Below are 20,666 nucleotides of genomic sequence, written 5' to 3' on the forward strand. Positions count from 1 at the left end.
GAAATCACTCTATTTTAAGTCCATTAGTTGTATGATACTTAATCTGTTCCGGACTGAATTTCCAGCTCCAATATAATTCCCAGAAAGATCTGTGTATACTCCCACCCCTGTCTCCTTATTCAAATAAACATAAACATCTTGATTTTGTCTATAAGTCGATTTATAAACTTCAGGTGCAGTATTTATATGATTCTGAATAGCTTTTTCATATAGATCTCCATTAGCTTTATTCCAATTGCCTTTTATTCCGAAATCAGTTGCATGTTTCCATTCATGTTGTAATTTCGAACTTGTGATTTTTGTATTAGGCAAGTCCGCTCTTTTGATAACGTTGTAAATTTGGTTACTATTTTTAGCAACTTTTCCAGAATCTATCACATCGTCAACTTTCTTCTCTGCATCCACCGTTTTATCCAGTAGCTTAAACAAATCCTCAACGTTATCCGCATGAGTAACTGTTTCCTCCAGAGCCTGAACTCCTAGCCTTCCCCCTGTCACACCCGGAACGAAAGCACATACAAGGTCAACACCAAGACCGATGTATGTCCATTTATCAGCATTCCCGGTGCGGATGTCGTCTAAATCCATCAAAAGAAATCCGCCATCCACAAGGACGTCCACAACATGCCCACTCGGATCAGTATACTTCACCGGGTTGTTCAGCACATAAGAATACCTGTTCAACGCCTGCGGATTATACGGGTCAGGAAGCATTGTATCCGGCTGAACGAAAACCCTGTACTCAGGCGAGTAATACCTCGCACCGTAGTACATCAGCCCTGTATCGGCATCATTTTCCTGCCCTGTAAACCCGTATTTCTCCAGCCCGCCTGACCGAACCTGTCCGTATGGGAAATCGGTGCGTTCGACCTCAAGCCCATTCTCGTTAACCATCAGGGAAGTGCTGCCTATGTGATCGGAGAGGTACCACTCCATACTTTCGGATGTTTCTTTGGCTACGCGTTCATCATCGCGGAAGAAGTAGCTGGTAGAGATGCCGTTATCGATTTCGTAGAACTTGTTGATGTAATAGGTGAATTCTCCATCGGAATTCTGTTTCTTGATTCTCTGGCCGTTTGCATCGTACCAGTACTTTTCTACAAGGGAATTATTGGCAGAGTAACGGACTTCACTTAACTGGTTGGCATCGTTGTAGACGTAGATGAAATCCTCATCGTCGACAAGGTTTCCGTTTGCGTCATAGTCGAGGGTGTTTCCGTTGTAGGTAACAGGTGCGTGGGACGGGGTCGCAGAGTATCCGTAAGAGGAGACTGTGGCGCCGTTGTTATCCACCTGCCTGATACTGCCATACCGGTCGTAGGTGAAATCTCTCTGGTAGGTCGGGACGCTGTTGACCGACATATCTGCGCTGACCAGCCTGTCAAGGTCGTCGTATCCGTAGGTTTTTACGGAATTTTGGGTGTTGTCCGCGATCTCGAGGACATTGCCGACGTTATCGAAATCGTAGTTGAGGTCCTGGAGGCCTGCGGAATAGATTCTGTCCAGCAGCAGTTTTTGACTGTCGTAGGTGTAGGTTGTGATTACGCCGTTGGAATATTCCTTTCTTGTGATCTGGTTCCTTGCGTTATAGTCAAGGTCGTCAATCACGCCGTCAACGCTTTCAAGAAGGGTCTGCGCATTGTATGTCAGGCTGACGGCTTCGCCGTTCGGGTAGGTGATTCCCGTGACCCTGTCCATGCTGTCATAATCGTAGGACGTGGTGTAGGGTGTACCGTCAATGGTTAAAGTTTCGCTTTCTACCCTGTAGCGCAGGTCGTAGTCGTAACTTGATGATGCGGGTCCTTTTGTTACCCGGGAAAGCGTACCGTTAAATTCAAGGTCGTAGGTGAAACTGATGTCCTCATCGTTAGGGTAATCTATTGCAGTAACCCTGTCCAGGTCATCATAACTGAGGATTGTCGAAACTCCCCGTGAATCGGTCTGGTTTATCAGGTTTCCGTTCAGGTCGTATTCATAGGTCCAGCTGCCCATGTCAGAGTCGTCCATTGCCACTTTCCTGCCGAGGGAATCGTAGGTGAAATAAACACTGGGCGGAGCCTGAGGGTCATTGAAGCCCGGCGTAATCTCGATGAGATTATTCAGGGCATCGTAACTGTAGGATGTAACGTAAGTTTCGCCTTCGTTGAACTCATATACCTTGACAATATTTCCGAAAACATCACTTGTTAGTGTTTTGTCAACGCCGTTCTGGTTGGTAATCGTGGTGTCGTCAAGGTTGTAATCGTATGTCAGGGTAGTGCTGTCAGTATTGGTGATAACCGTTGGCCGTCCGGCTGCATCATACTCGTAGGTTACGGATAAGCCGGTTTGGTCCGAATAATGCGGGATTTCGGCACTTTCTACAAGGCCCAGTTCGTTATATGCGGTGTTCTGGATAATCCAGCCGCCTTCCCCTTCATACTTTTTCTGGATCAATTGACCGAAGCCGTCGTATGAGTCAGTGGAGTCGAAAGTAGAGACATAGTTTTTTTCTTCAAGCACAACAGTGGGCTCAGACGATGCGAATTTACGGACATATAAATAAGAAAGTCTAATGTCATTGCCACTGTCCCAGGTATGTATATTTATCGAACCTGAAAGATTGTTTTCACATGTGCCAGAAATGACAAGGCCGTTAATTGTTAGTTTCTGTGTACTATTCGTTGAGGAAAATGAAAATCTATTCCATACTCCGGTAGACCACGATGGCCGAGCTTGTGCAACTGTAATGAAACTTCCTGAACCCGGATAATATCGTATTGACGTGCCTGTTCCTCCTGTCCCATCCGCATACGATTCTATACGACATGTCGCAAGTATCGTTTGGTCATTTTGCCTTCTGACATCAAGTGTCATGCGTGGTCCGTAGTCGCCGAATGATGAAAACTTCATCAACCCCCCAACGATGTACTCTGTACCGGAAAACTTATTAAATGTATTTACCTCGTTGCTTGGTGTCACCTTCAGCACTTTGTCTCCATTGTCATCAACAATTGTCGGCGAGCCAACTTCATTCCATTTAGCATTGTCTATTACACCGCTTTCGAAATCATCAAAGAATTCAAAAACATCATCGCCATTCTCTGCTGATGAAACATATGAGTTATCATAATACATTTTGATAGTAGCACCATCAATTCCATCGATTACAGGAACCTTTACCCAGACTTTTGCATAACTGGAATCAACCTTTTCTTCGATCCAATATGGAAGTAGAATGCCATTTTCATCAACAAAACGAAGATCATCAAAATCGGATTGCATCTCTGATTCATAGTTAATATCCAGCTTCACCTGGTAATCAGTCAGGGTTCCGTCTGATGATGGTGAAATTGTGATACGTTTATAATTGCTGAATACAGAACCATTAATGACGTAATTGTTCTCTTCACTACCACATTCTTTTGTTGTGGTTAAAATTTTTTCAGGCGCTACTCCATCCTGATAGTACGTATACTCAATAGATGGAGAATCAAGTGTGTCATTGACTTTCAGTACTTTTGTTATTCTGTGCAGGTCATCATAGATATACGCTATAGAAATGTCGTTACTGTCTGTTATTTTCGTTATCCTGCCAAGGTCGTTGAATTCATAACACTCTTTTTGACCAAAGGCGTTTTCGATGTAAACGGGGTATAAATGGTTTTCATCATATCCTATGTTCTTTGAAGCCCCTTCCGGATTTGTAATCCGGATTATATTTCCATAGTTATCGTAATCGTACAGAACATTGGGATTATCTCCCATATTGTTCCATAATACTGTTTTAGTGAGCTGCCCTTTGCTAATGGCACTGTTGTCATTTGTTTCGTCATAATAGTACCATGATTCGCTCTTCTTTACATGATCGGAGTCTTCCACCCATTCATGTGTTTTTTTTCCGAGGATCCACGGATTTTCTGCATTGGCATATCCAAAATGGTAATATTTTTCATCCCCGGCATTGTTCACATCGCCGTGATCTGTTATGGAAAGCGGGTTCCCGTAATCGTCATATTCGTTATATTCGGTGAGATATGACCAGCCGGCTGAACTGGTCGGGTTCTGTACCAGCCCGTCGAACCTTGTTTTGGACTCCGAGTCCAGCAAAATCAGGTTGACATCAGGGTATATTTCCTGAGCAGTATATTCCGTGTCCGAGGAACTGTAAAGGTTTCCGTTTTTGTCCCAGACTTCAGTATGGTGTTCGATGCCCTTGAGGACGTTGTCCTGGTGGAAAAAGTGCTTTACTATCGAATACTCGTTTTCAACAGTAACTTCACCAAATCCTCTGAATTCGATTTCTTCCGGTGGGTCGAAGTACTGCATTCCGTTTTTATAGGTGTAATCTGTTGTTGAAACTACGCTTCCCGTGCCTGTAATACCATTATCTCCTGTCACACTGCTTGTGACCCACATACTCATGGTCAAATCCGAAACGCCGTCTTCCCCGGTGTTATCGAAGAGCGTAGAAGGTTCATATTTTATGGTCGTGCTTCCACCGGTTGAGTGCTGTATTTTTTTGAGCAGGCCCTGAGTTTTGTAATTTTCTGTACTCTCAGTGTTCGTGTTTGTCCAGGCACAGTAATCGCTATAGCCTGCTTTGATAATGTCTGTCAAACCGTCTCCATTCAAATCAGCAAACCGTACACCCTGGTCTTTGCCGTAGCTTGCGATCAACGTTGGCGGATTCCATGAGTTATCGTTTTCCCAGCCATTGCCAGTGCTTATCCAGGCATCGTAAGTGTACCCGGCATCGTTATAATAACTCTTAAGAATGTCAGTCAAACCGTCTCCGTTAACATCCACTAAGACTACACCCTGATCTGAGTCGAGAGATATTGGGGGCGCCCAGGAGTTATCCTGTTCCCATCCACTGCCGGTGTTTAACCATGAAGAGCGTAGTTTAAAGATATCGACCAGGTCGTCTCCGTTAAGGTCCGTGAGTCGTACGCCTGTATCAATATTATCGTATGAGAAGTAAGTAGGCGGGTTCCATGAATTATCCTGTATCCAGCCTTCACCGGTATTGAGATAAGCATCATAGTATATAGTTCCACGATCGTTTTTGTAACCCTTAATTATGTCAACTAATCCGTCCCCGTTGACATCTAAAACTCTTACACCATAATCACTTGACCAGCCAAAATCCAGTGGAGGTATCCATGAGTTGTTTTGTTCCCAACCGGTACCGGTATTCAACCAGGCAGAGGAAATGTAAAATCCGTGCTGGATAATGTCAACTAATCCGTCCCCGTTGACATCTGCAAGGCGAGCTCCCCCATCATGATTATAATGCCTGAAATATGTTGGTGTTGTCCAGGAACTGTTCAGTTCCCAGTCATCTCCGGTATTTATCCAGGTTGAGCAATAAACATCCCCGTCACTATCTACATATCCTTTAAGGATGTCATCTAATCCGTCGCCATTAACATCTGCAATTCTTCTTCCCTTGTCTCCTGACATGGAAGTTGGTGGGGTCCAGGAACTACTTTCCTGCCACCCTTCGGTTATTGAGTCATATTCAAAAACAGTAGGTGGGAACTCTTCATTGTTTAATCCTGTTTTTGTAATGGATTTCAGATGTAATTTTAACTGTTGGGTTTCATAATCAAGATCATATTTCCAGAGAACGGTTTCATCGTTACGAACAGTAATACTGGAGATCAAGTTTTTTTCGATAATTTTGTTACCATATTCATAAATAGTGAATACACGTGGTTTTTCCGTGAACTCAAAATCAATAACTGCATGATTGTCGTTGTAGGTTATGCTGTCAGGATATGTGCTTCCGACCTCGCCACTTACCGGATTTTCAAGATACGTATATTTAATCTTGTTGCCATTGACGTCCTCTATAAGATCGAGCCACCATTTACTGACATAATTTCTTGATTCAACGGAGTTTCTTTGTTCGGAATCAATATTATAACCAAAACGATATTTTGTCCCGTCCGGCATGTTGAGGGTCCAGTAGTCCCCGAAAGAATTGCTACTGGTTGCACTCTTTTCAATTTTCATAAAACTTTCAGTTTCGGTGTGATATGAGTTGTCACTTTCCACATAGACGAGTTTATATGTTGAGCCGTCCAAAACAAGAATAAATCTATCATCATTTGTGTTTTCAGGGGTATATCTGGTATCCCTGATAATGCAGTTCTCATTCAATGACCACCCAATCCCCAGTGAACCGTATGTTCCTTTTGAGCCTGTAGCACTGGAATAGGTTAGAGAAACCTCCGGCTCTAATCCAGTTCTTCCTTTTAAAGTTTCAATCGGATAAGAATAAACAAAAGAACCTGTAAACAGGCTTGTGTCAAAGTAATTGTTTTCATTTTCCAGGGTAGGACTAAGATACGCTTTTGCATCCCTTAAAGGCTCCTCATCTTCGGAAACTGTAGTTGCAGTTAACATAGTATCTTCAGAAACAGTTTCTGTATCATCGTCCACACTTTCACTATCAAGATCGGAAATTGTTTCACTCGTTTCTTCCTCAGATTCTACTATGTTTTTATTATTTTCCTCGTATGACTCGGAATCAACTTGTGAACCCTCGGAATTTACGTCCTGGCTTGCCTCTGTGTTTTCAAGACAATATACATTCGGTGTGAGCAATACAATAATCATAAAAATTGAAAGCAGTCTTCTGGTATGGATCGGAACCTGTAGTACCATGAAAAACATCCTTACTTTATTTTTTTAATGGAATATAATTTTTCGATGTAGTCGGGTATGTTTTCAATATAAAAATAAAATAAATGTCAAGTATCTATTTTTGAAAAAAAACCTTCGATAAAAATGATATACTCATATAAAAAATTAATGTATATTAAAATATACTATTAAAAAAATTAATATTGTATAGTTGGTTAATACTTTTTTCTCACCTTTAAAATCTAAAAATAAGCTATATTTTATGTATAACATTAATTAATATAAATTATTTATTTACTATGTAATAAATAGATTTTTTAATATGTGTGTTTTTTGTTAAATTGAGGTTATCTAAAACTGAAAACTTTTAGCCCTTTCAAGGCGGCACCTGCTTTCAAAAATATTGGCCTCAGTGATCTTTTAGATTTTTATCAATTACTTTTAGCTAGCTTATTGTGTCTAAATATTTTGGATGTTTTCGATCCTCAAAATATAGAAATTGATGATGACTTATAAAAATAAATTCTTTAGTTTTTGTTACTGATGCTTACCATAGTATAGGTCTGTACGTTCTGTAGCATCGGCAATTTGAAGATAAGAAGCAGGCTTACAGTATGTAATTTGGTCTATATCATGCAAAGATCAACATTGAGTACACGAGTTGAGACGTCCATAAAACGAGTGGTTCTTTTCATTATGCTTCGTCGGACTACTCAGCGCGTAAGTATACCCGTTCAGGCCCTGCGGATGTATGAATCAGGGAGCAGTGCATCAGTTTTGAATAAACCATGCAGTCAAAAAACAAAACAGCAATTTTTAGTCAGAACCGGAATTTTGGGGTTGGTTTTATCTATCTTTACGAATTCTAAAGGCAATTGTTTTTGAACGAAATTGTTTCTGAACGAAAGTCCAGAATAGATTCAGGATAAATTCAGAAGAAAACCGGACTGATCCGACAATGACAGATACAAATCCAGAAAATGTGAATAATTCAAAAATTACCATCATCTGCTCTGCCCCTGACCTTGCAAGCCAGAACATAAAGAAGCACCTTCTCGCCCTCAGGGAATGGAAGCCTCTGGAACTCCCCGAAAACTCCGGGTTTTCCGCTGTCCTGGAGTCTGCGGACGGGAAGTTCAGGCTTGTAGATATCGAGGAAATCCACGTTTTTCAGGACGGGCTTGATAAGAAACTGGAAGCTGCCGGGCTTCCTGCCGAATTGATTATTTTTGCCTCCAAGCACAGGAGCAAGGAGGAAGTGAAGTCCCTGACCGTGCACTGCACAGGAAATTCCTCGAACGAAGCCAGACTCGGGGGACACCCGAAAGAGCTTGCGGTATCCTCTCCGCCGGCTATGAAATCCATCCTGATGGAGATGAAAAGGCTTGCCAAAGTAAAGGGGCTGGACTACGACGTAACTCTGGAAGTAACCCACCACGGACCAACCGAACTAAACGTGCCTTCCCTCTATGCCGAAATCGGGAGCACAGAGGGACAGTGGGAAGAACCGGTCCCCGGGGAAATTGTTGCCCGGGCCATTCTTACCGTATCCCTGGAAAAAGTGCCGACAGCGGTAGGTTTCGGAGGCGGGCACTATGCCATGCGCCAGACCGGGCTGCTGCTTGAAACAGCTATCTCTTTCGGACATAATTTCCCCAAGTACCAGCTGGAATTCGTGGATGAGGCTCTTATCAGGCAGGCGGTTGAGAAATCAAATGCCGAATTTGCTTACTTTGACCGGAAGTCCATGAAAAGTGCGGACCGAAAAAGGATCTCCCAAATTCTGGAGAAACTGGGGCTAAAAGTCTTGAAAGAATCCGAGATCAGGGAAAAGTACGGCAGGGAAGAATAAAGTTTATTGCATGATATCCCAAGTATCAGTGGGTATCTAAGTATCACAAAGGTCATTCAGTTCTTCGGGACAGAATCATCATGTTCGATATCAGTCCTTTTTCTTTATTCCTCCGCTTTCTGTTCGGAGGAAGCGCTGTTTTAGCTTCCACCCTGATCGCCCGGACTTTCGGGGGCAAGCTAGGGGGAATCTTTGCTGCCTTTCCGGCAGTGTACCTGGCAGCAGTCGTGGGCTTGGGCCTGGAATATAAGGGCAGTGAACTGCTGTCTGTGACCGAGCAACTTTCGAGAGGAGCACTGGTGGGAATGGCAGCAGACATCTGCTGTGCACTTGCTGCAAGCTATTTTATTCTCAGGTATGGGTGGAAGAGAGGCCTTGCTTATGCCCTTTCCTTATGGGCGTTGCTTGCTCCGCTTATTTACTTTACATGGTTCGGGTTTTGAAAAGGCGAAAATGGTCCGGAAAATAGCAGTTTAGAGAGCGACAGTCAAAATAATTATGTTCAATGAAAAAAAATCAAACTGGGACTAAACCAATGGAAATCAAAATAAGGCCTGAAACGGGAACTAAACCAATGGAAATCAAAACAAGGCTTGAATCGCGAGGTCGCTCATGAAAGTCGATATTCGCGACCTGGGTTTGCGTTTCATCTTCGGGGGTCTGGCAGTTGCTGCCTGTTATGTTGTGCTCCAGCTTGTGCCTTCGAAGTCCTTTGCAGGGATTTTTGCCGCTTTCCCTGCGGTAATGGCTGCAGCTGTGATTATGGCAGGGCACTTTGGAAACTCTGAACAGGCAGCTGACATCGCCTTCGGAGCCAGTGCAGGGATGCTGGGCTGTACTATCTGCGTGTTCACAGCCACCTTCTGTATGGAACATCTCGGGAAATGGGGGCTGTCTCTCGGAATCGCTCTTGTAGTCTGGTTTTTCAGTTCATACGCAGCAATTATGCTGATGCAGAACTTGCTGGAAAAACGAAAAAAGCAAAGAAACAGTATGTAAAAAGCACTTTAATAATGCAGGCTTCAAAAGAAAGCCTCGGATACTTTTCTTTTCTAGCTCTGCCTCTTATAATTCTTTTTTGTTTTGATATCTTGCTCTGCCGTTCTGCTTATTGCTTTACGTTTTGCTTATTGCTTTATGTTCTGCTTATTGCTTTATGTTCTGCTTATTGCTTTAATTTCATCGGCTCCCCGCAGCACGTTATGTTGCCTGTACAGCAGGCATCAGTCGTGCAGCAGGTTTCTCCGCATGCTTTTACTACCTTAAGTTCGAACCCGCACTCTTCGCAAACAAGTACCTGACCCTCTTTCAATTCGCTGCAGTTCATTTTATGTCACCTCAATTTGTTTGATAGGAAATGTATGTAATTGAGGTTCAAACTGATTTTGAAACAATAGTTCTGAGGATTGATCTGTAAACTTAAAAGTTTCTGTGGGCCAGGCCAAAAGGAGAAGAGAAAATAGAAGGTAGAAAAGGAAAGGGGAAAGAGAAATCTCCTATCTTCATTTCAGCATGTCAGACTTCATTCGAATCCGCCGGAAACCGCCATTTCTTTCCCTGCGCCGATCCCCGAATGGGCTGCATGTTTTTTAAAAGTTCGGTATACCCTGAAAAGCATGAATGCCGAAAGAATAAACGAGAGAAGATCCGAAGTCGGGTAAGCTGCCCAGACCCCGTCCAGGCCGTAATAATTCGGCAAAATAAGCACAAGCGGGATCAGGAAAAGAAGCTGCCGGCTGAGGGAGAGAAGAAAAGACGGTTTTGCCTGTCCGAGAGCCTGGAAAAGGGTTACTGTGACCACGTTCAGGCCTATCAGAGGCATTCCCATCAGCATGATCATTACAGCGTGTTTTCCGACAGCCAGGTATTCTGGGTCGGCGCTGAAAAGCACGAGAAGCTGCTCCGTAAAGAGATAGATGGTAAGCAGGCCAAGGAGCCCGAAGGACGTTGTTGCAATAAGAGCCAGTTTTACGGCTTCCACTATCCTTTCGAACTTCTTTGCTCCGTAATTGAACCCGATAATTGGCTGCAGCCCAAAGGACATTCCCAGAAGAGGCAGGAAGATGAAGGAATTGACCTTTATTACAATCCCAAAAACAGCAATTGCAACATCTCCTCCATGGTTTGCAAGGGCATTGTATACGAAGATCATCATAAGGCTGCTCGAAGCCTGCATAACAAAAGATCCGAGCCCTATAGCCCCTATTTCCTTTATGATCTTCAGGTCCGGTTTGAGGTTTCCGGATTTAAAGTTCACGGCTCCCTTACCTTTAAGGCAATAATGCAGCAGCCAGCCCGAACTCACAGCCTGGGAGATTACGGTTGCAATTGCCGCTCCCTTTACACCCATCTCGAAGCCGAAGATAAAAAGAGGGTCAAGGAGGATATTGATGCCCGCTCCTATCAGCATTGCGTTCATTGCAAGGCGGGCATTTCCTTCGGCTCTGACGATGTGCTGAACCGCGACTCCGAAGACGAAGAAAATCCCTCCTTCAATTATGTATTCAAGGTATTCGCTCGCATAGGGCAGGATTCCGGGCGTGGCTCCGAAGATTTCCAGAATCGGACCAAGATAAAGGAGGAAGGGGACGGCAATAAGTATACTGAGGAACAGGCTCAGAGAAAAAACATTTCCCAGAGTTCGCTCGGCTTTTTCGTTTTCCTTTGCCCCGAGGGCACGGGAGATAATGGAGGACCCTCCTGTTCCAAGGACGATTCCAAAAGCCATGATTATCATCTGGATTGGAAAAGCTATCGAAAGCCCACCTATTGCCTGGACACTTTCTGCCCCATATGCCCTCCCTACAAAAAGGGTGTCCACAACATTATAGAGGGCCTGCACTATCATCCCTATGATCACAGGGGTTGAAAGTTTAAACAGAAGCTTCTTTACGCTCTCTTTTCCCAGAAATTCACTTTTTTCTTCCATTTGGACTCTTCCGCTTCGTTTTTATTTCAAAGATCCCGGCTTTTCCGGAGGCTCGAACCCGGGTTCAAAGAGTTTAAGTGCGGCCTTCTGAACCAGCCGCCTGAAAGTTTCTTTTTCTTCAGGTGTGAAATCCGAAAGGAGGGTATCGACAAAAGACAGGAGCTTTTCCAGGACAATCCCCCTCATTTCCTTTCCCTTTTCGGTCAGGTAAACTTTGTAAGCCCTGCGGTCTTCTTCGTCGACCTGCCTGTACACGTACCCTTCTTTTTCCAGGCTCTGAATTGCTCTTGTGCTCGTGGCTTTGCTCACCTTCAGGGTCCTTGCAAGGGTTTCCTGGGAGATTCCGTCTCTCCTGTATAAAACCATTAAAAAATCAAACTGTCCACTCCCTATCCCGTAAGGCTCAAGTTCCTTTGCCATGTATGCTAGGTGGCTCCTGTAAATATGGGCGATCGGGCCGCAGATTTCTCTTGGGTCTTCCATAATTTCATCCTCCATTTTTCGATTCTTGGAGGCTTGTTTTGGATATAGGTGAATAGGAATATAGTTTCATATGAAACTAATACGATGCCCTCAAGGTTTCGGATACATATAATAGTTGCGGTTCGGCCTGTTTTCGAGCACGGAAAGGAAATGGATAGGAATTTTGGGTTCATGTGCCTGAAAAAATGTATATAGAACCGGTTGATATAATTTACATATGTTCGATGAAGACTTTATCCTGAAATGGCTGGATGAAGGCACCATTGATCACGCTCAGGCAGAAAAGATGAAGGAAGACCTTGCGGAGTATAAAAGGGAGCGCAGGTCAAAAAAACAAATCGTTGCCTTTTCGACCATAGGGGCTATTTTAATCGGGATTGGTGCCATCCTGTTTGTGGCTTCCAACTGGGAGAAAATCGGGAATACAGTTAAGGTTTTGCTGCTTGTCGGAACTACGGTGGGCGTACATTATGCGGGTTATCGTTTAAAATACGAGCAGCAGAAATATCCAAGGCTGGGTTCTGCTCTGGTTTTACTTTCAGCCCTGCTCTTTGGAGCCAGCTTGTTTTTAATTGCTCAGATCTACAATATCAACGCCAACAACAGCACACTTGTCCTGATCTGGATCCTCGGAGTTTTTCCCCTTATCTACGGCTACCGTTCCGCTTCAATTGCCGGACTCTGTTCCCTGCTTTTTTATCTCTGGGTCAGCTTGCTGTACCGGGAGAGTCCAGACCTTGATAAATTGATAAGTATCTGGGACCTCTACCTTATCTCAGGTATTTCCATCTATTTCCTGGGGGTTTTGAATGGGCTGACAGAAAAAGTAAAACATGCCGAAACCCCGTTTAAGTTTATGGGGCTACAGGCTGCACTCTTTGCCTTATTCGCACACACCTTCAAGCTTGGGGAATACCAGCCTGATAAAATCGTTCCTGTTATTTACGCCATCCTTGGAATCCTCTTCCTGGCAGTCCTTCTCCCAAAACCACTTCGAGAAAGGCTTATAGGTTTTCAGGCAGATGCGAGCATGTCCATAGTTGCTTTGTTAATGGCAGGAATCACGCTTACAACCATATACATCCCTGCATCGGAAGAAACTTACATGGTCCTTTTCAACGTCATCTTCCTCGGACTATTGACCCTGCTCCTGTATGCCGGGTACAGCACCGAAAATATAGGAATCATCAATACCGCGATGTTCTGGTTTGTCCTCCTTATTTTTGCGAGATATTTCGACTTCTTCTGGGAACTGCTTCCAAGGTCACTCTTTTTCATGCTGGGAGGGCTTGTCCTGCTGGTCATAAGTGTGGTGCTGGAAAGAAAGAGAAGGGAGCTTAAAGTCCAGTTTTCAGGAGGGGAACAATGAAGGGAACAAGGAAGTCAACGATGAAGGGAATAATGAAGGGAACAATGAGAGGAACGATGAAAAGCATCTGTTTGAGCTTTAAAGGCTGTGAAGCCGCGGATTTTTCAGGAATGAGGGGGGTCCGGCGATGAAGCAGAAGCAGATCTTTTATCTCACGATAGTTTTCTGGCTCCTGATCTTTTCGGGTTTCATCCTCTTCAAAGAATATACCCTGAGGACCGGGACGGAAATTTTGCTTAAAACCGAGCCCATAGACCCGAGAGACCTTTTCAGGGGAGACTATGTAACCCTTAATTACGAGATAAGTACCCTTGACCTGGACGAGATTCCGGCTGAAGATCCTTATTTTGATTATAATGACCGGATATACCTGGCACTGACACTGGAAGACGGGTACGGAGTGCCCAAAAAGATCTACAGGAATCCGCCTGATGATGAACTTTTTCTCAAAGGCACGGTAAAACAGCTGATCTATGACTGGGAAGAAGATGAAGACAGCCTTATAGCTGAAGAGCCTCGCGTTAAGGAACTCAGGGTCGAATACGGCATAGAGAGCTATTTTGTCCCCGAAGGCAGGGGGATAGAGATCGAACGTCAACAATGGACAGGAGGAGAAGGAGTCGATGTAAAGGTTGTTGTTGACAAGTATGGAAATGCCGTGGCTGAGAGCTTATTAATTGACGGCCAGGAGCTTGAGATTTAAGCTTTTTTTGCTGCGCTCAAGCGGACTAAATTTCAATATTTTTGCCCACACAACCATATTCACTATATCGTGTCGTCCTTTCCCGCTCGACGCAGGAGAGCGGTCTTTCCCAAAAAGAAGGAAAAGAAAAAAGAAGAGAAGCCAGCCAGCAAGCAAATACAACTTGTGGCACCTGCAAGAGACTAAATATCAAAGTGACCTGGGAAATCGCGAATTCATTGCTTCTTTTATCTTTTCTGTTTCTTTTGTAGGGTCTCCAGACAGGCTGGCAAGGGCACTTTATATTCACATGTGGATTTTTATGAGGTTCGGGTTCAGGGAATATTATTTCTCGAACCATTGGACATTTCTCCATGGTATCTTACTTTCTTAATAGTTGCATGAACCTATCTGTCAATCTTTTTTGCATGTTAGACGAGACAGCTTCCACCCTGCAGGAAGTAAAAGAGGTAACAAAAAAGTTACCAGGTTTGGATGATCCTGCATATCTTCCGATTAAGCAGGGCGATTAAGCAGGGGGCTAACTACTTTTTTATCGGATTTTTATATAAATTCGATAAACTTAAATATCATACAATTAATTTGTTGTAAATATCAATTATTGATAATTACATCAGTTATAGTTCTCAAACAGTAAGTTTTCATCGTATGAAACTAAAGTAAATCCTCAGGCGCTTACAGACCGATGATGTAATCTGGCTATGGCATCCTTTGATCTGCATCTGCAGTTACACGTGTAGCGTCCTGGAGGAAGCATGTTAGATGACAACAGAATAAGAGAACTCCGGCTAATAATGCTGGAAAGGACAATGCTGTTCAATAAATTGTTTGAAAGAGATGTCTCTCAAAAAATATCCAGAGCCAGATTTGAAGAGCTCGAAAAGCTCGGCAAACAACAGCCAACGGTTATTCTGATAATCGGCATGATTGGGGAAATCATTCCTTCATACCTCGGCCTGTGCATGAACCTAGATAGGAGCAGCCTCTCAAGAATGATAGATTCCATGGAAACAAAGGGAATCGTTAAGAGAAGAACCGACCCGGAAGACCGGAGAAAAGTTCTGGTATCCCTAACTGAAAAAGGAGAAAGGTACTATGAGTTTCTCCTCGGAATAATGGAAGAAGTTCATGCTTCTATCATGGATTTTCTTGACGAGCAGGATCTCAGAGAGTATGAAGCCTGCCTGAAAACGGAAGTACGGATCATGAAGAAAATCGATTCCAAACTGGGTGGAGAGGAATGATCCCCGGGGAAAAATGCCTGAAATAAATAGGAGGGATGTTTGAAAGAGGGTCTACAGAACAGAGAACCCGCAGAAATGTAGAAGAAGTGCTTGCAGGAGCAGTGGGGTATTAAGAACCCGGGCATCAAAAAAAATTAAGGATACATTGAGGATACATTAAAACAGTACTGCAAACCCGAAAGAGCCGGCGGAAAGTTGATCCCTGCATTTTGTTCCGGCTGAATCTCTACACCCCTAAAACTCTGGTGCCTCTCTCCTTTGAGCCGTGGCCTGCAGGCACTTTTATGGGGTCCTGTGAAAAATAATCTGACCTGATTTTTTGAGAACGTAAAGCAAATCCAGACCTAATTTCCTGAGTAGAAAGCAAGGTACTGGGAAATTATTCGAATAATTTTCATGGAAAATTTGTTTTGAACAGCCGTGGCCATGGATTTTTTTCTGAAAAATGAAAAACGTTCCAAATAAAGAGTAAATGCAGTCTTTAAGGGGGTACCGCTATAAAAAACATATTCGAAAAATTAGGTGTTTTCATCCAGAGTAGCCGTCCAGCTATAATTGTCACGCTGATCCTTTTTGTCATTATTTCCTTACAGGGAGCACAGCTGATCGAGATGGCTTCCGGGACGGAAACTTTTGTTTCTAAAGACACACAACTATACAAAAACTATGACCACCTCTACAAGGAAAACTTCGAGACAGACAGCATTGTAGTGTTGGTTCAGGGAAATGAGGTTGCATCCGAAGCCGTAATGAAAGCTGCGGATAGGCTGGAGCAGCAGATGCTGATTGTCCCGGGAGTTTTGTCGGTTACAAGCCCTGCAACCCTGATAAAGCAAATAAATTACCACGTCACCGGAAGGTCGAAGATTCCCGATTCGGACCGGGAGGTTCAGGAGCGGATAAATAGCCAGCCAGCCACGTTCGAGACTCTCCTACCTGACAAGACTCATATGATGATAGTAATAAAGATCGCAGGCAGCGCAACTGATCAGCAGAAAGAAGATATCCTTAATGCCCTTTACCCTTCTCTCAAAGAAGCTGTTTTTCCTCCCGGGTATAGCCTCACTGTCACCGGTTCCCCTGCCCTGCGGGTTGACATGGAAAATGAGATGACTCAGAGTATGGGGGTGTTGCTTGGTATATCCTCCATCCTGATGGTTATCGTGCTTCTTCTGGTCTTCAGGCATGTAAGGTGGGGACTTTTGCCCCTTCCGGTTGTGTTGCTTGGGGTTCTTTTTACTTTCGGGTTTATGGGATATAGTGGTGTGCCTATGACAATGGTTTCCATGGCAGCTTTTCCCATCCTTATAGGGTTGGGGATTGACTATGCTATCCAGTTCCATAACAGGATGGAAGAGGAAATCCGGACTGGAAACAGTTCAGAAAAAGCCCTCATCCTCACCATAAAACACACTGGCCCTGCCGTACTGATTGCCCTTATAATGACAGCGCTTGGTTTTGTCTCGCTTTTTACATCCACTGTGCCAATGATCCAGGAGTTTGGAATACTGCTCCTGATAGGCATCATCATGTGTTACCTCTCTGCACTCTTTTTCGGACTAGTAACTCTGTATAGTTTTGATTGGGTTTCCAAAAAGAACCCTTTCAAGCTATTTAAACAGAAGACAGCAGAAATCGAAACCGAAAATCCTCCTTCAAACCTTTCATCGACAAAAGTCGAGAGAGCCAAAGCCCTTGAAAACGCCCTGATAAAGATCGCTGACTTTACTATAGGACATTCAAAGATTATCCTTGTAGTTGCCCTGCTTACATGTTTTGCGGGGCTTTATGCAGACCAGTCAGTTCCCATCCAGACCGACACAAATTCCTTCATCCCACAGGACATGCCTTCCCTTATAAATTATAAGCAAATGATGGACCTGCTTCCGGGGAGTGGAGACCATTTCAACATCATTCTGAGAGTAAAGGATAACAGTGACCCGGAAATTCTGAAGTGGATGGATGAGTTTGGTCAGCATGAGGTTACAAACCGGCGCCACGTAAATGGGGCCACAAGTATTGTAGACCTTGTAAAGGAGCAAAACGGCGGTACAATTCCTGAAACCTCTGAGGAAATACAGGCAATATACGATGAAATCCCTGACAGCCAGAAGCAAGAGTATATATTAGGGAGCCAGTTGCTTACAATTGACCTTGATATAGGACAAGCCATGGAGAATATCGAGATAACAGGCATTAAAGAACTGCGGGATATTGTCCAGGAAGATATACAGTGGATGCAGCCGCCTCCTGGTGTTACCGTCGTTATTACCGGCCAAAGTGTAGCGATGATTGACATAATCGTCGCCCTTACGAGCGGTAGATCACTTATGACCCTGCTCGGTATAGGGCTTGTGCTGATGGGTTTGATCGTGGTTTACAGGGACCCAATAAAAGCTCTTTCCCCAATAATTCCTATGTTTATTGTGGTGGGCTGGTCTGGACTCATCATGGCAGGGCTAAATATCGCCTATACACCCATGACAGCTGTGCTCGGGGCTTTGATCCTGGGGGTTGGGTCCGAGTATTCCATCCTGATGATGGAACGCTACTTTGAGGAAAAAGATAACGGTCTCGACCCGGTGAGTGCAATTAACCAGGCAGTAACTACCACGGGCTCAGCTCTGATAGCTTCGGGAGCTACAACGGTTTTCGGGTTCTCGGCTCTTATATTTTCTCCCTTCCCCATTCTGAGCAATTTCGGGCTTGTGACGGTCATTGACGTTTGTCTGGCAATCTTCGTAACCTTCGTGGTCTTCCCGCCCCTTATCGTAATGATGGATACTCGCCGGGAGAAGAGAAGGGCGGCAAGTTTGGCAGCAGTTGCAGCAGCAGTTTGAGTAAAAAACTGAAACATGATCACTTTGACAGCCAGCAACTGCAGGCTGCAGGAAAGTGGATTGAAATGTGTAATCTTTTGAACCGAAGAACTGAGAAATAATTGATGGAAGACCGGGAGTCACGAATTCTCGGCCTTTTGTCCCTTCAGGGAAATAAACATGAGTTCGAACTTAATTAAAAATCTCCAGAAGCTAGGTTTTACCGAAAATGAAGCAAAGATTTATGCCGTTCTTGTCTGCCTGGGCCAGGCAAGAGCAAGTGAAATTTCCAGAGCTGCCGGGGTTCCGAGGGCCAAGGTTTATGGCATCCTCAGGGGTATGGGGAAGAAAGGTTACGTCCGGATTCTTGAAGGTGATCCGATCCTCTTTTGCTGCACGCGACCCGAGGAGATGATCACAAGAATCAGGGCTGATTTCATGCGTTCCCTGAGAGAGACCTCTTCCGGGCTTAATGCTTTAAGTGCCGAAGGTAAAATGACAGCTCCCTGAAAATCCATGGAATTTAGAGGTTTCTTATGAAGGTAGCAGGTATTTGAAAATTCAAATAAAAAGTGAAGTAATGCAAAAAGCTCCTATTTTCCTCACTTCTCCACATTCATTCTTCCATATACACCCTTACCTCTTTCAACAGCTCCCTGATACTAATCCCCTGCGGGCAGACCTCCTCACACTCCCCGCACTCAGCGCAGTTCCCGGCTTTCTCCTCAGGGGATAGAAGAACTCCATACTGGAATCTGGCATTTGCCACGTCGTCAAGCATAAAAACGTCATTAAGGTAACTGAGGTTCCGCGGGATATTTACTCCCGAAGGGCAGGGTATGCAATACTTGCAGCCTGTGCAGTTGACTTTGATCCGGGATTTGTAGATCTCCTTAACCTCTTTGATAAGGTTTTTTTCTTCGGCTGAAAGGGAGTTAGATTGTCCTTCTTCTGCAATTCTCAGGTTTTCTATCAGGTGCTCCGATCCGGACATTCCGCTCAGGACGACGCTGATTTCGGGATAGTTCCAGAGGTAGCGGAAAGCCCATTCTGCAGGGGTTCTTTTTATCCCGGCACGGTCCCAGACCTTTTTAGCCTCTTCCGGAATTTTTGAAGCAAGGTTTCCGCCGCGCAGAGGCTCCATGATAACGACGGCCAGCCCCTTTTCTGCCGCATATTTAAGTCCCTCGACTCCTGCCTGGAAGTCCTCGTCCAGGTAATTGAACTGGATCTGGCAGAGGTCCCAGGGGTAGGCGTCAACGACTTCCTTGAAAACCTCCAGCTCGTCGTGGAAGGAAAAACCGGTGTATTTGATCTTCCCGGCTGCCCGAGCTCTTTCCAGGAACTCTATAACCCCGAAGCTCTTCATTTTCTCCCAGTAGCTTTTCTTTACGGCGTGCAGGAGGTAGAAGTCGATGCAGTCAGTCCGGAGTTTCTCAAGCTGCTCGTTTAAGAAGCGGTTCATGTCTTCCTTGCAGTTTACGCGCTTGCAGGAAAGTTTTGTTGCAAGGAGGACTTTTTCCCGATACCCATTGGCAAGGGCTTTTCCCAGGAAAACTTCTCCCATCCCGCCGTGGTAAGAATAGGCAGCGTCAACGTAATTTACCCCGTGGTCGATGGCGTAGCGGAGGAGTTCGGTTGCTTTCTTTTCATCTATTTTTTCCGGTGCTCCTTCGAGAATGGGAAGCCTCATGCAGCCGTAGCCCAGAATAGAGACCTTTTCGCCTGTTTTTCCTAATTTGCGGTACAGCATTTTTTACCTCTTAATCGTGTCTACCCGGCATATGGGATTAATGGGTCTAAACCTTTACTGCCCGAATTGCGATTCGGGAGCCCGCTGTCCGTTTCACTCGCTTCGCTCGCTCAAGCGGACTAATTTATAAACGAGTAACATTACTTTTATTTTTCTCAGGAGGACTGATTTAGTTATTTATCGGTGATTTTTTCGCAGGAGGGCTGATCGAAATGCTGCTAAGAGATACTATTATATCTGATCCTTTCCTATCACATATCGATTATTATGGGGAAGAATATCCAGGAAATCAAGGAAGTAAAGGGCTTTATGCCCAAGTCTGTTGTTTACGCTGAGAAGATAAATGAGGATTTTGGCGAAGGGCTTGCCAGCTTTTATCAGGCTATCTGGGCTGAGAGGGAAGACGGGCTTTCCATGAAGCAGAAGCACCTTATGGTCTTTGCTATTGCTTGTTCCAATAACAACATAGAAAGCGCAGTCAAAATCCTTGAAAGGCTTAAGAAATTCGAAGCCACAAGAGCCGAAATTTCAGACGCTATGATGATTGCTGCCTGGACCGGTGGAATTCAGAATTTCACGGATTTCAGTGTAGCTGTGCTGAAGGAAATGGAGAAACTCGGGTTTTAAGCAGCCATTTTTCTCCATTTTTTAAATCTTTTTTAAGATTTCTTTTTTAGTTCTTGTTATTCACCTATTCCAGTTCTTTTTCTCGAAACCTTTCGGGAACAATCCAGTTCCTGAATGGATGATGCGCGGTTTGCTTCTAGTTTTCAGGGTTCTTTTCCTTTTTTTTATTCGCTAAAAATGATCCCCGAAGTCCGAAAGATGGCATCTATGTACGTCTTTCCCGCTGCATTGTGCTTTCGGATTTTTTCCTTTAG

15 protein-coding genes are annotated in these 20,666 nt (G+C 44.3%); 10 read left to right on the top strand and 5 right to left on the bottom strand.

What is annotated here, in order from left to right; genetic code table 11:
• Nucleotides 1-9: 9 nt before the first annotated feature.
• Nucleotides 10-6,654 (bottom strand): DUF2341 domain-containing protein, encoded by a 6,645-nt coding sequence (locus tag MA_RS10645; protein WP_048065292.1) that lies wholly within the window; start codon nucleotides 6,652-6,654, stop codon nucleotides 10-12.
• A 937-nt stretch (nucleotides 6,655-7,591) separates the two neighbouring features.
• Here MA_RS10645 and MA_RS10650 point away from each other — a divergent pair.
• From MA_RS10650 to MA_RS10660, 3 genes are all read left to right on the top strand, one after another.
• A complete protein-coding gene (locus tag MA_RS10650) occupies nucleotides 7,592-8,485 on the top strand; it encodes a D-aminoacyl-tRNA deacylase (RefSeq protein WP_011022038.1) in 894 nt (297 codons plus the stop codon).
• A gap of 80 nt (nucleotides 8,486-8,565) precedes the next feature.
• Complete coding sequence (locus tag MA_RS10655; protein WP_011022039.1) at nucleotides 8,566-8,928, top strand: DUF3147 family protein; 363 nt, start codon at nucleotides 8,566-8,568, stop codon at nucleotides 8,926-8,928.
• 169 nt (nucleotides 8,929-9,097) lie between these two features.
• A complete protein-coding gene (locus MA_RS10660; protein ID WP_048065293.1) occupies nucleotides 9,098-9,484 on the top strand; it encodes a DUF3147 family protein in 387 nt (128 codons plus the stop codon).
• 166 nt (nucleotides 9,485-9,650) lie between these two features.
• Here MA_RS10660 and MA_RS28085 read toward each other — a convergent pair whose 3' ends face one another.
• The 3 genes from MA_RS28085 to MA_RS10670 form a co-directional block, all read right to left on the bottom strand.
• The gene (locus tag MA_RS28085) at nucleotides 9,651-9,812 is read right to left on the bottom strand and encodes a hypothetical protein (protein ID WP_162829680.1); all 162 of its coding nucleotides are present in this window, start codon (nucleotides 9,810-9,812) and stop codon (nucleotides 9,651-9,653) included.
• 195 nt (nucleotides 9,813-10,007) lie between these two features.
• Nucleotides 10,008-11,414 carry an MATE family efflux transporter gene (locus tag MA_RS10665; protein WP_011022042.1) on the bottom strand — a complete coding sequence of 469 codons (1,407 nt, stop codon included), beginning with the start codon at nucleotides 11,412-11,414 and terminating at the stop codon, nucleotides 10,008-10,010.
• Between the two features lie 21 nt (nucleotides 11,415-11,435).
• On the bottom strand, nucleotides 11,436-11,897 hold the full coding sequence (locus MA_RS10670; RefSeq protein ID WP_011022043.1) for a MarR family winged helix-turn-helix transcriptional regulator: 462 nt from the start codon (nucleotides 11,895-11,897) through the stop codon (nucleotides 11,436-11,438).
• 217 nt (nucleotides 11,898-12,114) lie between these two features.
• Between MA_RS10670 and MA_RS10675 the strand changes: the two genes are divergently transcribed.
• From MA_RS10675 to MA_RS10700, 6 genes are all read left to right on the top strand, one after another.
• A complete protein-coding gene (locus tag MA_RS10675) occupies nucleotides 12,115-13,266 on the top strand; it encodes a DUF2157 domain-containing protein (protein ID WP_011022044.1) in 1,152 nt (383 codons plus the stop codon).
• The gene (locus MA_RS29365; protein ID WP_281085382.1) at nucleotides 13,263-13,397 is read left to right on the top strand and encodes a hypothetical protein; all 135 of its coding nucleotides are present in this window, start codon (nucleotides 13,263-13,265) and stop codon (nucleotides 13,395-13,397) included. The genes MA_RS10675 and MA_RS29365 overlap by 4 nt, the downstream gene beginning before the upstream one ends.
• Entirely contained in the window at nucleotides 13,394-13,969 is a 576-nt protein-coding gene (locus MA_RS10680; RefSeq protein WP_011022045.1) for a GDYXXLXY domain-containing protein, read from the top strand. The genes MA_RS29365 and MA_RS10680 overlap by 4 nt, the downstream gene beginning before the upstream one ends.
• Nucleotides 13,970-14,724: 755 nt before the next feature.
• Nucleotides 14,725-15,213 (top strand): MarR family winged helix-turn-helix transcriptional regulator, encoded by a 489-nt coding sequence (locus MA_RS10690; protein WP_011022047.1) that lies wholly within the window; start codon nucleotides 14,725-14,727, stop codon nucleotides 15,211-15,213.
• A gap of 497 nt (nucleotides 15,214-15,710) precedes the next feature.
• Nucleotides 15,711-18,053 carry an efflux RND transporter permease subunit gene (locus MA_RS10695; RefSeq protein WP_011022048.1) on the top strand — a complete coding sequence of 781 codons (2,343 nt, stop codon included), beginning with the start codon at nucleotides 15,711-15,713 and terminating at the stop codon, nucleotides 18,051-18,053.
• A gap of 159 nt (nucleotides 18,054-18,212) precedes the next feature.
• On the top strand, nucleotides 18,213-18,542 hold the full coding sequence (locus tag MA_RS10700; protein WP_011022049.1) for a TrmB family transcriptional regulator: 330 nt from the start codon (nucleotides 18,213-18,215) through the stop codon (nucleotides 18,540-18,542).
• A gap of 106 nt (nucleotides 18,543-18,648) precedes the next feature.
• On the opposite strand, the gene MA_RS10705 is transcribed toward MA_RS10700, so the two are convergent.
• Nucleotides 18,649-19,785, bottom strand: coding sequence for an aldo/keto reductase (locus MA_RS10705; protein WP_011022050.1), 1,137 nt, complete (start codon nucleotides 19,783-19,785; stop codon nucleotides 18,649-18,651).
• Between the two features lie 267 nt (nucleotides 19,786-20,052).
• Here MA_RS10705 and MA_RS10710 point away from each other — a divergent pair, with 267 nt between their 5' ends.
• Nucleotides 20,053-20,412, top strand: coding sequence for a carboxymuconolactone decarboxylase family protein (locus tag MA_RS10710; protein ID WP_011022051.1), 360 nt, complete (start codon nucleotides 20,053-20,055; stop codon nucleotides 20,410-20,412).
• Nucleotides 20,413-20,666: the final 254 nt, after the last annotated feature.

Origin of the sequence: Methanosarcina acetivorans C2A (assembly GCF_000007345.1) — an archaeon.
In the GTDB taxonomy this organism is placed as follows: domain Archaea; phylum Halobacteriota; class Methanosarcinia; order Methanosarcinales; family Methanosarcinaceae; genus Methanosarcina; species Methanosarcina acetivorans.

Bases quoted from the DNA above. Each gene is read 5' to 3' on its own strand.
- MA_RS29365 (WP_281085382.1), top strand. From the start codon at position 13,263: ATGAAGGGAACAAGGAAGTCAACGATGAAGGGAATAATGAAGGGAACA.
- MA_RS10690 (WP_011022047.1), top strand. From the start codon at position 14,725: ATGTTAGATGACAACAGAATAAGAGAACTCCGGCTAATAATGCTGGAA.
- MA_RS10675 (WP_011022044.1), top strand. From the start codon at position 12,115: ATGTTCGATGAAGACTTTATCCTGAAATGGCTGGATGAAGGCACCATT.
- MA_RS28085 (WP_162829680.1), bottom strand. From the start codon at position 9,812: ATGAACTGCAGCGAATTGAAAGAGGGTCAGGTACTTGTTTGCGAAGAG.
- MA_RS10655 (WP_011022039.1), top strand. From the start codon at position 8,566: ATGTTCGATATCAGTCCTTTTTCTTTATTCCTCCGCTTTCTGTTCGGA.
- MA_RS10665 (WP_011022042.1), bottom strand. From the start codon at position 11,414: ATGGAAGAAAAAAGTGAATTTCTGGGAAAAGAGAGCGTAAAGAAGCTT.
- MA_RS10645 (WP_048065292.1), bottom strand. From the start codon at position 6,654: ATGGTACTACAGGTTCCGATCCATACCAGAAGACTGCTTTCAATTTTT.
- MA_RS10650 (WP_011022038.1), top strand. From the start codon at position 7,592: ATGACAGATACAAATCCAGAAAATGTGAATAATTCAAAAATTACCATC.
- MA_RS10705 (WP_011022050.1), bottom strand. From the start codon at position 19,785: ATGCTGTACCGCAAATTAGGAAAAACAGGCGAAAAGGTCTCTATTCTG.
- MA_RS10670 (WP_011022043.1), bottom strand. From the start codon at position 11,897: ATGGAAGACCCAAGAGAAATCTGCGGCCCGATCGCCCATATTTACAGG.
- MA_RS10680 (WP_011022045.1), top strand. From the start codon at position 13,394: ATGAAGCAGAAGCAGATCTTTTATCTCACGATAGTTTTCTGGCTCCTG.
- MA_RS10710 (WP_011022051.1), top strand. From the start codon at position 20,053: ATGGGGAAGAATATCCAGGAAATCAAGGAAGTAAAGGGCTTTATGCCC.
- MA_RS10660 (WP_048065293.1), top strand. From the start codon at position 9,098: ATGAAAGTCGATATTCGCGACCTGGGTTTGCGTTTCATCTTCGGGGGT.
- MA_RS10700 (WP_011022049.1), top strand. From the start codon at position 18,213: ATGAGTTCGAACTTAATTAAAAATCTCCAGAAGCTAGGTTTTACCGAA.